The organism is Streptococcus sp. CF8_St5-11 (genome assembly GCF_024295625.1).
In the GTDB taxonomy this organism is placed as follows: domain Bacteria; phylum Bacillota; class Bacilli; order Lactobacillales; family Streptococcaceae; genus Streptococcus.
Map to the genome: position 1 here is coordinate 150,631 of NZ_JANCOJ010000002.1, position 15,295 is coordinate 165,925.

16 protein-coding genes and 1 pseudogene are annotated in these 15,295 nt (G+C 42.6%); 14 read left to right on the forward strand and 3 right to left on the reverse strand.

The genetic code is table 11. The annotated features are described in order from the left end of the window. Nucleotides 1-9 precede the first annotated feature (9 nt). The 5 genes and pseudogenes from NMM13_RS04505 to NMM13_RS04525 form a co-directional block, all read left to right on the forward strand. Complete coding sequence (locus tag NMM13_RS04505; RefSeq protein ID WP_254727876.1) at nucleotides 10-702, forward strand: 5'-methylthioadenosine/adenosylhomocysteine nucleosidase; 693 nt, start codon at nucleotides 10-12, stop codon at nucleotides 700-702. A gap of 22 nt (nucleotides 703-724) precedes the next feature. After that, complete coding sequence (locus tag NMM13_RS04510) at nucleotides 725-1,033, forward strand: hypothetical protein (RefSeq protein WP_049483430.1); 309 nt, start codon at nucleotides 725-727, stop codon at nucleotides 1,031-1,033. 104 nt (nucleotides 1,034-1,137) lie between these two features. Next, the gene (gene nth / locus NMM13_RS04515; protein WP_003006251.1) at nucleotides 1,138-1,761 is read left to right on the forward strand and encodes an endonuclease III; all 624 of its coding nucleotides are present in this window, start codon (nucleotides 1,138-1,140) and stop codon (nucleotides 1,759-1,761) included. A gap of 265 nt (nucleotides 1,762-2,026) precedes the next feature. Beyond that, complete coding sequence (locus tag NMM13_RS04520) at nucleotides 2,027-3,994, forward strand: peptide ABC transporter substrate-binding protein (protein WP_254727873.1); 1,968 nt, start codon at nucleotides 2,027-2,029, stop codon at nucleotides 3,992-3,994. 169 nt (nucleotides 3,995-4,163) lie between these two features. After that, nucleotides 4,164-4,367: pseudogene (locus NMM13_RS04525) on the forward strand (PaaI family thioesterase); the annotation flags it as partial. 106 nt (nucleotides 4,368-4,473) lie between these two features. Here NMM13_RS04525 and NMM13_RS04530 read toward each other — a convergent pair. From NMM13_RS04530 to NMM13_RS04540, 3 genes are all read right to left on the reverse strand, one after another. Next, nucleotides 4,474-5,067, reverse strand: coding sequence for a helix-turn-helix domain-containing protein (locus tag NMM13_RS04530; RefSeq protein WP_031577145.1), 594 nt, complete (start codon nucleotides 5,065-5,067; stop codon nucleotides 4,474-4,476). A 170-nt stretch (nucleotides 5,068-5,237) separates the two neighbouring features. Continuing rightward, entirely contained in the window at nucleotides 5,238-5,624 is a 387-nt protein-coding gene (locus tag NMM13_RS04535; RefSeq protein ID WP_254727871.1) for a VOC family protein, read from the reverse strand. 11 nt (nucleotides 5,625-5,635) lie between these two features. After that, nucleotides 5,636-6,463, reverse strand: a complete 828-nt coding sequence (locus NMM13_RS04540; RefSeq protein ID WP_254727869.1) for an exodeoxyribonuclease III — start codon at nucleotides 6,461-6,463, stop codon at nucleotides 5,636-5,638. Nucleotides 6,464-6,598: 135 nt separating this feature from the next. Between NMM13_RS04540 and NMM13_RS04545 the strand changes: the two genes are divergently transcribed. From NMM13_RS04545 to NMM13_RS04585, 9 genes are all read left to right on the forward strand, one after another. Then, entirely contained in the window at nucleotides 6,599-7,051 is a 453-nt protein-coding gene (locus tag NMM13_RS04545; RefSeq protein ID WP_049486395.1) for a DUF3290 family protein, read from the forward strand. Beyond that, nucleotides 7,048-7,680: a DUF421 domain-containing protein gene (locus NMM13_RS04550; protein ID WP_134974714.1), complete on the forward strand. Its 633-nt coding sequence runs from the start codon at nucleotides 7,048-7,050 to the stop codon at nucleotides 7,678-7,680. The genes NMM13_RS04545 and NMM13_RS04550 overlap by 4 nt, the downstream gene beginning before the upstream one ends. Before the next feature lie 140 nt (nucleotides 7,681-7,820). Further along, a complete protein-coding gene (pbp2b, locus tag NMM13_RS04555) occupies nucleotides 7,821-9,872 on the forward strand; it encodes a penicillin-binding protein PBP2B (protein WP_254727867.1) in 2,052 nt (683 codons plus the stop codon). A 10-nt stretch (nucleotides 9,873-9,882) separates the two neighbouring features. Continuing rightward, nucleotides 9,883-10,479 carry a recombination mediator RecR gene (recR, locus tag NMM13_RS04560; protein WP_021152853.1) on the forward strand — a complete coding sequence of 199 codons (597 nt, stop codon included), beginning with the start codon at nucleotides 9,883-9,885 and terminating at the stop codon, nucleotides 10,477-10,479. A 76-nt stretch (nucleotides 10,480-10,555) separates the two neighbouring features. After that, nucleotides 10,556-11,602, forward strand: a complete 1,047-nt coding sequence (locus NMM13_RS04565) for a D-alanine--D-alanine ligase (protein WP_254727865.1) — start codon at nucleotides 10,556-10,558, stop codon at nucleotides 11,600-11,602. A 277-nt stretch (nucleotides 11,603-11,879) separates the two neighbouring features. After that, the gene (gene murF / locus NMM13_RS04570) at nucleotides 11,880-13,250 is read left to right on the forward strand and encodes a UDP-N-acetylmuramoyl-tripeptide--D-alanyl-D-alanine ligase (RefSeq protein WP_254727863.1); all 1,371 of its coding nucleotides are present in this window, start codon (nucleotides 11,880-11,882) and stop codon (nucleotides 13,248-13,250) included. Beyond that, nucleotides 13,240-13,851: an NUDIX hydrolase N-terminal domain-containing protein gene (locus NMM13_RS04575; protein WP_254727861.1), complete on the forward strand. Its 612-nt coding sequence runs from the start codon at nucleotides 13,240-13,242 to the stop codon at nucleotides 13,849-13,851. The genes murF and NMM13_RS04575 overlap by 11 nt, the downstream gene beginning before the upstream one ends. Before the next feature lie 30 nt (nucleotides 13,852-13,881). Continuing rightward, complete coding sequence (locus NMM13_RS04580; RefSeq protein WP_214255112.1) at nucleotides 13,882-14,583, forward strand: TIGR02206 family membrane protein; 702 nt, start codon at nucleotides 13,882-13,884, stop codon at nucleotides 14,581-14,583. A gap of 25 nt (nucleotides 14,584-14,608) precedes the next feature. Continuing rightward, nucleotides 14,609-15,295: a TIGR02206 family membrane protein gene (locus NMM13_RS04585; RefSeq protein ID WP_254727859.1), complete on the forward strand. Its 687-nt coding sequence runs from the start codon at nucleotides 14,609-14,611 to the stop codon at nucleotides 15,293-15,295.

Consider the following 15,295-nt stretch of genomic DNA (forward strand, 5'->3'; position numbering starts at 1 on the left):
AGAACCAACATGAAAATTGGAATTATCGCAGCCATGCCCCAGGAGTTGAAGATCTTGGTTGAAGCCCTTGAAAATGGGGAAAAGCATCTGCGTCTTGGAAAAGTCTACTATACAGGATCTATTGGACGCCATGAGGTCGTTTTGGTTGAAAGTGGTATCGGAAAAGTCATGTCTACTATGAGTGTAGCAGTCTTGGCCAATGATTTTAAAGTGGAAGCCATCATCAATACGGGTTCTGCAGGTGCCGTTGCCCCAGGGATGGCTGTTGGAGATATCGTTCTTGCGAACAAATTGGCCTATTATGATGTGGATGTGACAGCCTTTGGCTATAAGTATGGTCAAATGGCAGGTCAACCGCTTTACTTTGAATCCAGTCGCTATTTTGTATCAGAGATGAAAAAAGTTCTGGAAGAAGAAGCTGCAACCACACATGTGGGCTTGATTACAACAGGAGATAGCTTTATCGCGAGTGAAGAAAAAGTCGCAACAATTCGGGAGCATTTCCCAGAAGTATTAGCAGTTGAGATGGAAGGGGCAGCTATTGCCCAAGCTGCTCATGCAGCTGGGCGTCCTTTCATGGTCATTCGAGCTATGAGTGATACGGCAGATCACGCAGCTAATATCTCTTTTGATGAATTTATCGTAGAGGCTGGTGAACGCTCTGCTCAAACCCTGATTACTTTCTTGAAGAGATTGGTGTAAAAAAAATATAGGGAAATTGAACATGTATCGTGAATCGTATTTTGATGGAGGCCTATTTTCCTATATTGGCTATGTTTTATTAGCAACCTTCATTACAGTATTGACTTTGGGGATTTGTGCTCCTTGGGGCGTGTGCATTATGTATAACTGGAAGGTCAAGCATACCGTGATTGATGGTCGTCGTCAGTATTTTGACGGCACGGCTATGCAGTTATTTGGAAATTGGATCAAATGGTGGTTCTTTACCATCATTACATTTGGTATCTATGTGTTCTGGTTAAATATCAAGGTCACACAATGGATTACCAAGCATACTCATTTTATAGACTAATTGAAAAGGACTCGTCTAAGGACTAGTCCTTTTTTGAAGTCGAATCTTTCAGAAATAGGGAACTTTCATGCTATAATAAAGACTAGTAATGTAAAGGAGAGAATATGGTTTTATCAAAGAAACGGGCACGTCATGTGATCGAAGAAATTATCGCCCTTTTTCCAGATGCCAAGCCAAGTCTGGATTTTCGTAATCATTTTGAATTGTTAGTAGCGGTTATGCTCTCGGCTCAGACGACTGATGCGGCTGTTAACAAAGCGACACCAGGTTTGTTTGCGGCTTTTCCAACCCCGCAAGCCATGGCAGCAGCCAGTGAAGCTGATATTGCCAAGCATATTTCTAAATTAGGCCTCTATCGAAATAAGGCCAAATTTCTCAAAAAATGTGCCCAACAATTGCTAGACAACTTTGATGGGCAAGTGCCTCAGACTCGTGAAGAGTTAGAAAGCCTAGCAGGAGTAGGGCGCAAGACAGCAAATGTTGTCATGAGTGTAGGTTTTGGTATTCCAGCTTTTGCTGTCGATACCCATGTGGAGCGGATCTGTAAGCACCATGATATTGTCAAGAAATCAGCTACGCCATTGGAAGTTGAAAAGCGGGTCATGGATGTTCTGCCAAAGAGCGAATGGCTAGCGGCCCATCAAGCCATGATTTATTTTGGAAGGGCTATCTGCCACCCCAAAAATCCTGAATGCGATCAGTACCCACAACTCTATCATTTTGATTAGGAATCAGTTCCTCTGCTCGAAAGAGCAGAGGTTCTTTTTTAGGCTGAACGTATATTTATTAAAAGGATTGAAAAGTGAACTTTTGCAAAGTTGTGGTACTAGGTGTCTAGACTCGCCTATTCAGCTTATTTGAGATCGATTTCAAGATGCTTTTTCTTGACATCTTATTATATTCATTCAGAAAAAACGAACTTTTTTAAAATAAATTTGGTTTTTTTTAAGAAATAGTGTATAATGGTAGAAAATCTAACATAAGGAGATAGTGATGAAAGCAAAAAAACTGTTAGCTCTTGCAGGAGTTTCTGTTGCAGGTGCCTTTTTCTTAGCAGCGTGTGGCGGTGGTAGTAGCAATCAAGCAACTTACTCATTCGTCTATTCAGCAGATCCAAATACCTTGGATTACATCGCTGCAACTCGTACAACAACTTCAGATGTCACAAGTAACCTTGTAGATGGTCTTCTTGAAAACGACCGATACGGAAACTTTGTGCCAAGTCTAGCAGAAGATTGGACTGTCTCTGAAGATGGATTAACCTATACTTACAAACTTCGTAAGGATGCCAAATGGTATACGAGTGAAGGAGAAGAATATGGTGCTGTAACGGCTCAAGACTTTGTTACAGGGATCAAACACGCGGTTGAGTCTAAATCAGAAGGTCTCTTCTTGATTCAAAATTCGATCAAAGGTTTGGATGCCTACGTAAAAGGGGAAACCAAAGACTTTAACACGGTTGGAGTGAAAGCTTTAGATGACCACACCATCCAATATACTTTGGTTCGTCCAGAAAGCTTCTGGAACTCAAAAACAACCTCAGGTGTTCTTTTCCCAGTCAATGCGGATTTCTTGAAATCTCAAGGAAAAGATTTTGGTTCTTTGAAACCTAGCAGCATCTTATACAATGGTCCGTTCTACTTGAAATCTTTGACTTCAAAATCTGAAATTGAATTAGTCAAGAACAAAGATTATTACGATGCGAAAAATGTTCATATCGACAATGTCAAATTGACCTTTAACGATGGATCAAACCCAGATTCTATCATTAAGAACTTTGAAAAAGGTCAATATTCCTTTGCATCTGTTATGCCAAACAGTTCGACTTATAAGAGTGTCAAGAAAAACTTTGGCGACAACATTGTCTACGGTTTGCAATTAGGAACATCCTACTATCTTGGATTCAACTTGGACCGTCAAAAGTATGACCACACTGCCAAAACAACGGATGAACAAAAAGCTTCTACCAAGAAAGCAATCTTGAACAAGGACTTCCGTCAAGCGGTGAACTTTGGCTTTGACCGCAAATCATATGCGGCACAAGTATCTGGATCTGATGTGGCTGAAAATACCCTTCGTAGCACCTTGGTACCACCAACTTATGTCCAAGTCAATGGAGAAGATTTTGGTAAGGTCGTTGAAAAACAATTGGTTACCTATGGGGATCAATGGAAGGGTGTGAGCCTGGCCGATGGTCAAACTAGCCTTTACAACCCAGAAAAAGCCAAAGCTTCATTTGCGAAAGCCAAAGCTGAATTGCAAAAACAAGGCGTTCAATTCCCAATTCATTTGGACTACATTGTCAGCCAAGTGGACAACAGCATGGTCCAACAAGCTAGCTCCTTCAAACAATCTGTAGAGTCAGCGCTTGGTGCAGACAATGTCGTTGTAGACCTTCAAAAGGTTTCGGATGATGATTTCCAAAATATCACCTACTTCAGCGATACTGCTGCTGCGAGAGATTACGATATCTCAGGCGGTGGTTGGGCTCCTGACTACCAAGACCCATCGACTTACCTCGAAAGTATCAGCCCAGTAAATGGTTCTGTCTTCTACTATCTTGGTATTGATGCAGGTTCAAATAATCCAGCCATTGCAACAGTTGGTTTGGATCAATACGCTAACATGTTGAAAGATGCCGATGCTGAATTGTTGGATCAAGCAAAACGCTATGAAAAATATGCAGCAGCGCAAGCATGGTTGACAGATAGCTCGATTACGCTTCCAACTGTTTCAAATGGTGGTGCTCCAATGCTTCAACGGACCGTACCATACAGCCGTGCTGCTTCATGGGTTGGTACAAAAGGAACAGGAACCTTCTACAAATACCTTGAAATGTCCAAAGATGTTGTCACCACAAAAGACTTTAACAAGGCCAAAGAAGAATGGTTGAAGAAAAAAGCAGAATCCAATAAAAAAGCTCAAGAAGATCTTAAAGATCACATCGAAAAGAAAAAATAAAAAAATCAATCATTGTTCCATCAATGAGGATAAAAAAAGTCGAGGCTGGGACAAAAGTCCTAGCCTCTCAATTGTTTCTGGATTGTCGAGCAAGACGCAGTGGTTGAGTGGTCTCTACTACGCTGCTTTCATCAGCTTTTACAGCCCTACTCAACTGTGCGGAGGTGGGACGCTCCAGTCTTCTATCAACTATTTGAAAGCTGGAAATCTAGGGGATGTCCTAACCATCAGGGGGGAATGTGTCCATCAAGGTCGTACAACCTGTGTCGTCGATGTAGATATCACCAACCAAGATGGCCGAAATGTCTGCAAGGCAACCTTCACCATGTTTGTCACAGGCCAACGGTCTGAAGATAGACAGGTGAGGATATAGGAAAGCATGAGTAGGAAGTTACATCTCAAAAATTCTGAGTGTGATCACTATCCGCAACTCTATAACTTTAAAGACATTTGAAAAGCGAGGTCTGATGACTTCGCTTTTATTTGATAGGGAAGAAAGTCAGTAAGAGCCAAGAAAACAACAGAGCAATAGCTCCAATTCCAAGGCAAAATAGAACAGGAAGGATAATATTTTGGTAAGGAGCCTTGCCCCTTTCCTCGGCTTCTTCAATCTCGCTCAGGCTGCGTCCTTGATCATAGGCGACAATCTGGCGAAAGGTACGAAGATTATGCTGTTTCTTAAATTTCTCAATGCGTAGGGCGTAGAACATTGTGATAGCATAAATCAAGCAACTAATAGCGATACCGAACCATTCCAGATAAAGAATTAGAGGAATCATTATTATAGGACTTCCAATTAGTAAAATGGTAAAAACCACTCCATCTTTTTGATAGCGCATAAATTCTTGGTCGTGAATAATTTGTTTCATGGTTTCCACATCTCCTTTTATGAGTTGGTCCAATGACACTTCAAAGACCTTGCTCAGTAAAAGCAGGTTTTGAATATCAGGGTAGGTTGCTCCGCGTTCCCAGTTGGAAATGGATTGACGGCTGACAAAGATGATTTCAGCCAAATCATCTTGAGATAAATTTTTCTCTTTACGATAGTGCTGGATCTGCTTTCCGACTTGCATAAGATTTCCTCGCTTTCTGATTTCATTCTACTCAATTATACAAAAAATGGCTATCAAAGTTCTTTGACATGCTGATTTCATAGGCTTTAGCAAAGGTTTCTGTCACTGGATTTACAGGTCTGTCAATTTATATTTACTTACTGAAAAAGAGGCCAACAACCTCCTTTTTCTTATTCGCTAAATCTTAAAAAATAGCCATCTGGGTCTAAAACTGCAAATTCATGAGGATAGATATAATGGTCGTCAACACGAAATTTTCTTTTGGTCAGGGGACGATGGATGGGATAGTCAGCTTCCAGCAGTTTTTGGTGGAGCTGAGGAACATCCTCAATGCCAAAGGAAATATTGATACCACGCCCGAAAGGATAAGTCAGCTGAGCTAATTCTTCTGCGTCGCCTTCTTCTAACATGAGTTGGCAGTCTTCAAGGGAGAGGAAGAGAAATTTTTCCTCGGGGCGTTCGTATTCGACAGAGAAGCCCAGCAAGTCGCAGTAGAAGTAGCGCGACTTTTCGATGTTGGATACCACAAATTCGGGGATGACAGCTTGATAGTCCATTAGCTTTCTCCTTAGAGTTCAATCTCCAAGACAATCGGTGTGTGGTCTTGACGTGCTCCTGAGTCGATCATATCTGACTTAGTAACCTTATCTGCTACACGGTTACTTGTGAGCCAGTAGTCGATTCTCCAGCCTGTGTTGTTGATTTTAGATGTTTTACTGCGTTGCGCCCACCAAGTATAGCGCTCTGGCACATCGCCATGGATATGGCGGAAGGTATCTGTAAATCCTTTGGCTAAAAGGTTTGTAAATCCTTCACGTTCTTCGTCTGTGAAACCTGGTGAACGGCGGTTGCTGGCAGGGTTGGCGAGGTCGATTTCCTTGTGAGCGACATTGTAGTCACCTGTAGCAAGAACAGGCTTTTGCTTGTCTAGTTCAGTCAAGTATTCCGCATATTTGACATCCCAGACTTGACGTTCTTCCAAACGTTTGAGTCCATCACCAGCGTTAGGTGTGTATACCTGTGTAACGAAAAATTTATCAAATTCCAAGGTAATGATCCGACCTTCCAAGTCCATGGTCGAAGGGGCTCCGATCTCTGGGAAAGTCACAACTGGAGTAAGCTCTTTTTTATAGAGGAACATGGTTCCAGCGTAGCCTTTGCGAGCTGGCTCTTGAGAAGAGCGCCAAGTGTTTTCATATTGAGGGAAGAGCTCCTCAAGGATTTCGAGGTGTTTTTTAGTAGGACCTTTGGCGGATAACTTGGTTTCTTGAATGGCAATGATATCCGCATCCTCAGCAACCAAGGTTTGGAGGACTTCTTGAGAGAGTTTGGCGCGTGCTGAATCACTAGTTAATGCAGCATTAAGCGAGTCGATATTCCATGAAATGAGTTTCATTGTATTTCCTTTTCTTGACATGATAGATTACTTTATTATAACAAAAAATATATTTTTTTCTGATTAGAATGCCTTGAATTCTCTCCTGAAATACATTATAATAGCTTGAATTCATTTGGAGAAAGGGAGTTCATTATGAAATTTTACTCTTATGATTATGTATTGAGTCAGATCAGTCAGCAAAATTGGGTGACCATTGGGATCTCTGGTTTGCTCATTCTACTGACTGGTTTTTTTGCGGTGAAAGCCTATCGGGATAAGCACGATAGCAAATTCCGGGAATTATCCATTATTTCCATTTTGACTCTGGTTGCAGTGGTCTTGATCGGCATCAGCAATTTCCAAAATAGCCAAAGTAATAATGACCAATTTCAACGTTCTCTGCATTTTATTGAGGTCATCTCAAAGGAGTTGGATGTCAAAAAAGAAGACGTCTATGTCAATACTTCAGCAGCCACAGATGGGGCGATCCTGAAGGTTGGAGAGGTTTATTACCGAGCTATCGCAGGATCTGACCCAGATAGCTACCTATTAGAAAAGATGGATCTGTATAAAACAGACGTGGAACTTGTGGAGGTGAACAAATGATAGTAAATTTTTTAAACATCTTGATTAAATTAGCTTTGGGCTTGATTTCCTTGGTATTTGTCATCAATGTGACCGGGAAAGGAAACTTAGCACCAAATTCTGCAGTAGACCAGATACAGAACTTTGTTCTTGGGGGCATTATTGGTGGGGTCATCTACAATAGCTCCATTACCATTCTTCAGTACATTGTGATTCTCTTGATGTGGACCATTTTGATCTTGCTCTTAAAATGGCTCAATACCAATGTTCGTTTTATGAAGCACTTGATTGATGGAAAACCAACTGTCATCATTAAAAATGGGAAACTGGATCCGGAAGCTTGTCGTTCCAAAGGACTTTCTGCTTCAGATGTTGCCTTGAAACTACGTGGACAAGGGATTTTTCAATTAAAAGATGTGAAGCGCGCCGTTATTGAACAAAATGGTCAATTGATTATTGTCCGTGCGGGGGATGAAAATCCTAAATACCCAATCATTACGGATGGTGTGGTTCAGCTTGAAATTTTGGAAACAATTGGAAAAAGCGAAGAGTGGTTGCTAGCTGAATTGGAAAAAGAAGGCTATGACAACGTTTTGGATATTTTCATTGCTGAGTATGACAAAGGAAAAATCAATGTTGTGACTTATTAGAAAAAAAGATTGGGCGAGCATGTCCAATCTTTTTTCTTCATAAAATTCCAGGAAAGGTCCCTTACTTTTCTTGAGATACTCTTGGAAAAATAGTAAAATGGAAAGTAAGTGTTGATTAGAAAAGAAGGATAGAACATTTCATGAAGAAGAAAATACGGAAGTTTGAGAATCATTCGATCACACGCAGACTCTACCTGCTGTTTAGTTTGATTTGCCTTCTTTTTTTGGTTCTGATTGCCCGACTTGGCTATATGCAGATCTCTCACCAAGCTTACTATACGGATAAATTGGCAAAAGCTACCAAAAAGACGGTCAAACAAGGGAGTGTGCGAGGGCAAATCTATGATGCTTCTGGTAAGCCCCTGGTGGAAAATGTGGGAAAACAAGTCTTGACCTTTACGCGGGATCGTAAAATGACGGCCCAAGAAATGCGAGAGACAGCTGGAAAACTCTTGCAGTATGTTGATGTAGAAAATCCTCAAGTGACCGAACGGCAAGAAGTGGATTACTATCTAGCCAATACCAAAGTCTACCAAGAGGTCGTAGAGCACCTGCCTGAGAAAAAGAAATTTGATACTGATGGCAACCGCCTGCCGGAAGCCAAGATTTATCAAGCGGCAGTGGACAGCATTGACCCTTCAAAACTCGGTTACACGGATGATGAGAAAAAGATTATCGATCTTTATAGCCAAATGAATGCTGTGGAGAATTTTGCGACGGGGATTATTTCGACGCAAGCACTAGGAGCTGAGCAGATTGCGACCATCGCGGCTGACAGTCAGGACCTTCCGGGAATTGCCATCACGACTAGCTGGGACCGCAAGGTTTTGGATACTCCTTTAGCTTCTATTATTGGAAATGTATCAACCGAGCAGGCGGGACTTCCAGCAGAAGAGGTTGAGGACTATGTCAAAAAAGGCTATGCTCTCAATGACCGGGTTGGTACCTCTTATCTCGAAAAGGAATACGAAAATGTCCTTCAAGGAAAACGCAGTGAAAAAGAAATTCTCCTAGATAAAAATGGCAATATGGAGAAAGTGGTCGACGTTTCAAAAGGGGCCAAAGGAGAAAACCTCAAGCTCTCGATTGATTTGGATTTCCAAAAAGGAGTGGAAGATATCCTTCGCTCCGCCTTTAGCGCAGAGTTGCAAGCTGGAAATGCGACCTACTCCGAAGGTGTCTATGCTGTAGCTCTGGAGCCCGATACAGGGAAGGTCCTTGCCATGGCAGGGATTAAACACCAGGCTGGTAGTCAAGATCTATCAGCAGATGCGTTGGGAACAGTCACCAACGTCTTCGTTCCAGGATCCGTGGTCAAAGGAGCAACCTTGACTTCTGGATGGGAAAATGGAGCCATTTCTGGGAATCAGGTGCTGACCGATCAGCCGATTGTTTTTGCAGGATCAGCTCCTATCAATTCTTGGTTTACCCAATACGGTAGTCGTTCCATCAATGCGGTGGAAGCATTGGAATACTCTTCTAATACCTACATGGTCCAAATTGCCCTTAAGATGATGGGGCAACCTTACACTCCAAACATGACCTTACAAGTCGATCAGGTTGAACCTGCCATGAAAAAACTGCGCTCTACTTTTGCAGAGTATGGTCTTGGAACATCAACGGGGATTGACCTTCCCAATGAATCGACTGGTTTTATCCCGAAAGAGTATACAGTCGGCAATTATTTGACCAATGCCTTTGGTCAGTTTGACAACTATACGCCGATGCAATTGGCCCAGTATGCGGCAACCGTTGCAAATGATGGGAAGAGGGTGAGTCCTCATGTCGTCGAAGGCATCTATGACAATAATGATCAAGGGGGCCTTGGTCAGTTGAAAAAAGCGATCGAAACCAAGGAGCTCAATCAGGTCCATATCTCAGCGGAGGACATGGCTTTGATCAAGCAAGGGTTCTATCAGGTTGCCAATGGTACGAGTGGGTTGACGACAGGGAAAACTGTTGGTCAAGGTGCCAGTGTCTCCATTAGTGCCAAGACCGGTACGGCCGAAACCACAGTCGATGGAGGCAAACAAGCCATTAATACCAATGTGGTGGCTTATGCACCGTCAAACAATCCAAAGATTGCGGTAGCGGTGGTCTTTCCACATAATACCAATCTACAAGCGACAGTCAGTCATTCCATTACGCGTGACATTATTAACTTATACAATCAGAAACACCCCATGAATTAGAAAGGAAACTATGCTTTATCCAGCACCTATTGCAAAATTAATTGACAGCTATTCGAAGTTGCCAGGAATTGGGATCAAAACAGCGACTCGTCTGGCTTTTTACACCATTGGCATGTCAGATGATGATGTGAATGAATTTGCCAAGAACTTACTGAATGCCAAGCGTGAGCTAGGGTATTGCAGTATTTGTGGCAATTTAACCGATGAAGAAACCTGCGAGATTTGTCGAGATGAAACGCGGGATCCATCCCTCATTCTTGTTGTAGAAGATAGCCGGGATGTCTCTGCTATGGAAAATATCCAGGAATACCACGGTCGCTATCATGTCTTGCATGGCTTGATCTCACCTATGAATGGCGTGGGACCCGATGATATCAATCTCAAGAGTTTGCTCAGTCGCTTGATGGATGGAACAGTTACTGAGGTCATTGTTGCGACCAATGCGACGGCAGACGGGGAAGCGACATCTATGTATATCTCACGCGTCCTCAAACCTGCAGGCATCAAAGTGACCCGTTTGGCAAGGGGTCTAGCAGTTGGAGCCGATATCGAGTATGCGGACGAAGTGACCTTGCTTCGCGCGATCGAAAATCGAACAGAATTATAAGAGAAGTTCTTTCGAAAGGGCTATCATTGTGGTATACTATCAAGTAAGAAATCAAGGGAACAATTAGGGAGAAACTATGAGTAAACAAGACTTAATCCTGTTATATGGTGGACGTAGTGCAGAACGTGAAGTATCTGTTCTTTCAGCAGAAAGCGTGATGCGTGCGATTGATTACCAAGCATTTTCGGTTCAAACCTACTTTATTACGCAGTCAGGAGACTTCATCCAGACGCAAGCTTTTGAAGAGAAGCCAGAGGATGATGAGAAATTGATGACCAACGATACAGTGGACTGGTCTAAAAAAGTCGCACCATCAGCGATTTACAAGGAAGGAGCAGTGGTCTTTCCAGTGCTTCATGGACCAATGGGTGAAGATGGTTCTATTCAAGGCTTCTTAGAAGTCTTGAAAATGCCTTATGTCGGCTGTGGCATCCTGGCTTCTAGTGTTGCAATGGACAAGATCACCACCAAGCGGGTTTTGGAATCTGCAGGGATTCCACAAGTTCCTTATGTAGCTGTAGTGGAAGGCGATGACTTGGAGGAGAAAATTGCTGCAATTGAAGCCACTCTCTCTTATCCTGTCTTTACTAAACCATCCAATATGGGTTCTAGCGTAGGGATTTCGAAATCTGAAAACCAAACAGAACTTCGGACTGCTCTCGAATTGGCCTTCAAATACGATAGCCGTGTCTTGGTAGAACAAGGGGTCAATGCGCGTGAGATCGAGGTTGGGCTCCTTGGAAACTATGATGTGAAAAGTACCTTGCCAGGTGAAGTTGTCAAAGATGTTGCCTTCTATGATTATGATGCCAAATACATCGATAACAAAATTACCATGGCTATTCCAGCTCAATTGGATCCTGAGGTTGTGAAAATCATGCGAACCAACGCAGAAAAAGCCTTTCGTGCGATCGGTGGTCTAGGCTTAGCTCGTTGTGATTTCTTCTATACCGATAAAGGAGAGATCTTCTTAAATGAGCTCAATACCATGCCAGGCTTTACCCAATGGTCTATGTATCCCTTGCTTTGGGACAATATGGCACTCAACTATACAGATTTGATCACCAAGTTAGTAGAGCTTGGAAAAGAAGTCTTCCAAAAACACGAAGCGCATTTGTTGTAAGAAAAGAGAGAGTGGGACAGAAATCGGTAATTCGTTAGAATTCGATTTCGTCGTCCCACCTCCGCACAGTTGAGTAGGGCTGTAAAAGCTGATGAAATCAGCGTAGTAGAGCCCACTCAACCACTGCGTCTTGCTCGACAATCCAAAAACAATCAAGAGGCTAGGACTTCTGTCCCAGCCACTTTTTTTGTGATCTAGAATATGGTATAATGAGAAGAATTTGAAACGAGCGTTTAGACCTTTGGGGAAGACGCTACGGAGAACTGAGGAGTCGGATATGAATCTCACATTACATGAAGTTGCTCATCTAGTACATGCAAAAAATGATATCAGCCAATTTGAAGATGTGGCCCTCGTCAAGCCGGAATTTGACAGCCGTTTGATTGGGCCTGGAGACCTGTTTGTTCCTTTAAAGGGAGCGCGTGATGGTCATGACTTTATTGAGACTGCTTTTGAAAATGGAGCCGTAGCCACTTTTTCAGAGAAAGTGATCGAAGGCCACCCTTATATTTTGGTGGAAGATGTGCTGAGCGCTTTTCAAACACTAGCTGCAGCCTATCTTCAAAAGACAAAAGTAGATGTTTTTGCAGTAACGGGGTCAAATGGTAAAACCACCACAAAAGATATGTTGGCACAGCTTTTGTCCACCACCTACCTGACCTATAAAACACAAGGAAACTATAATAACGAAATTGGTCTTCCTTATACGGTTTTGCATATGCCAGAAGGGACAGACAAACTGGTCCTTGAAATGGGGCAAGACCATCTAGGAGATATCCATCTCTTGTCAGAACTGGCGCATCCAAAAGCTGCTATTGTCACCTTGATTGGGGAAGCCCATTTGGAATTCTTTAAAGATCGAAGTGAGATCGCAAAAGGAAAACTCCAGATTGCGGATGGCATGCCAGAAGGTGGTCTTCTGGTAGTTCCAGCTGATCCGATCGTCAATACTTACCTTCCTGAAAATCAAACAGTGGTCCGCTTTGGTCCAGACGAGGAGATTTTTATTACCGAGTTAATCGAGCGAAAGGATAGCTTAACTTTCCGAGCTAATTTCTTAGAAGAAGCGATTGATCTTCCGGTAACAGGAAAATACAATGCGACCAATGCTATGATCGCAGCTTATGTTGCCCTGCAAGAAGGAGTGAGTGAGGCTGCGATTCGTGATAGTTTTGAAACCTTGCAATTAACGCGCAACCGGACAGAATGGAAGAAGGCCAGTAACGGAGCGGATATCCTATCCGATGTCTACAATGCCAATCCAACGGCTATGCGCTTAATCTTAGAAACTTTCTCTACCATTCCTGCTAATCCAAATGGTCGAAAATTAGCCGTCCTGGCAGATATGAAAGAACTAGGGAAGCAATCTATTGATCTGCACAACCAAATGATTCTCAGCCTCTCGCCAGATGTCTTGGATACGGTTATTTTCTACGGCCAAGACATTGCGGGATTGGCTCAGTTAGCGAGTCAGATGTTCCCACTCGGACATGTCTATTATTTCAAGAAAACAGCTGAGGAAGACCAGTTTGAGGACATGGTCAAACAAGTCAAGGAAAGCTTGAAAGGGCAAGACCAAATCCTTATCAAGGGAAGCAATTCCATGAATCTAGCCAAATTAGTAGAGGAATTGGAGAATGGTAAGTAATAATGTACTGAAGGACATTCAGCGCTTGATTTCAATCACCAATACAGGCTTAGCCTTCTCAAAAGATCCATTTGATCAAGAGCGCTACCAGGATATTCGTGAAATTTTACAGGATCTTGTGAGAGAAATGACTGATCTGAATTCACAAGAATTATCGGATTTGTTTCGACCGACAAACTATTATGACACCCCCTTAATTGATGTTAGGGCTTGGATTGTCAAAGATAGAAAACTTTGTCTGGTGAAAGGTCAGGGAGAAGAGACCTGGGCTTTGCCGGGTGGTTTTGGTGAGGTTGGCTATTCTCCTAAAGAAAATATTTTAAAGGAAATCCAAGAAGAAACGGGCTATGTAGCACGTGTCAATCGCTTGTTGGCAGTATTTGATACCAATCGCTACCAATTGCAAAGCCGCCAATATGTGAAATTGGTATTTGAATGTGAATTGCTGGATGGAAGTTTTCAACAGAATCAGGAAATTTCTGATCTTGCATTTTTTGAGAGAGGGAAAATGCCTGCTCTTTCTACCAAGCGCAATACAGAAGAACAATTGAATTTCCTTTGGGAGGTTTATGATGGGAAACGAGATTTGTATTGTGATTAAAAACGATCTATAAATTAAAGGGATATAAAAATGACACTTTGGGATTTATTGTTTACTAACCAAAAATCAGCCCCGCCTGAGTTTGGACTCTGGTATTTTTTCCTACCAGTTTCCTTGTTGGTGGTTGGCTACTTTTCTATCAAATATGCGCAGTCAAAAAGCTACCAACGCTTTTGGTACTGGGCACAATTGATTCAAGTCCTGACCATCAATGCTTGGTATATTCTAGCCCACATGCCTTTGACAGATAATTTGCCTTTTTATCATTGTCGCTTGGCTATGCTTGCGATCCTCTTTGCACCGAGAGGGACCTATATCAAGCAATATTTTGCCTTGTTGGGAGTTCTAGGATCCATTGCGGCCTTGGTTTATCCAGCCTTTGACCCCTTCCCCTTCCCCCATATTACTGTGCTCAATCTGATTTTTAGTCACTGGGCCTTGTTTGCCAATAGTTTGATTTACCTGCAAGATTTTTATCAGTCGGAAAAGCAAGATAGCTTACGAATTGTTAAGATCACCTTTGGCATGAATGCAGTCATCTTTTTGGTCAACCTTTTGACCAGAGGAGATTACGGCTTCTTACGACGTCCACCAATCATTGGAGACCACGGTGCTCTCTTGAACTACCTCTTGGTCAGCATCGTGATGGTAGCTGGTATTTGCTTGGTCAATCAACGCTATAAATACAAATACAAGATGGTCGAAGAAAGTATCGTTTCGCGTTCAGAATAAAAAGAGCAGATAAGGGAAAGAAATCATGACACTTTGGGACTTATTTTTCACCAGTCAACCAACGGCCCCTCCTCAATTGGGGGTCTGGTATTTCTTATTACCAACCTCATTGGTGGTAGTGGGAGTTCTGTCCATTCGGTTTGCTCACTCTAAAGGCTACCAAAACTTTTGGTATTGGGGGCAGTTGATCCAGTTGCTCATCATCAACTCTTGGTATCTAGCTGCTCGCTTGCCTCTTTCAGAGAGTCTTCCCTTCTATCATAGCCGGATGGCCATGTGGATTATCCTTTTGGCCCCCAAGGGAAGCTTCAAGCAATATTTTGCACTCGTGGGAGTCTTTGGCTCCATTATGGCCTTGGTTCATCCCGTCTTTTATCCCTACCCTTTTCCTCACGTTTCCTCGATCAACAATGTCTTTGGTCACTGGGCTCTCTTGGCCAACTGTTTGATCTATCTGGTTCAATCCTACCAGGTGAAAGAAGGGTCTGTTTGGAAAATCTGTCAGATGACTTTTGGGGTCAATGCCATTATTCAGCTTGCCAATCTCGCAACAGGTGGGAACTACGGCTTTATGCGTCGCCCTCCTGTAATAGGTGACCATGGCCTTGTGCTCAACTATTTGATCGTGACAGTCCTCATGACGGGGACACTGATTTTCATCAATACGATCGTTCAGTACAGTAAGAAAAGAAGAATACCTAAATCTGTTTAA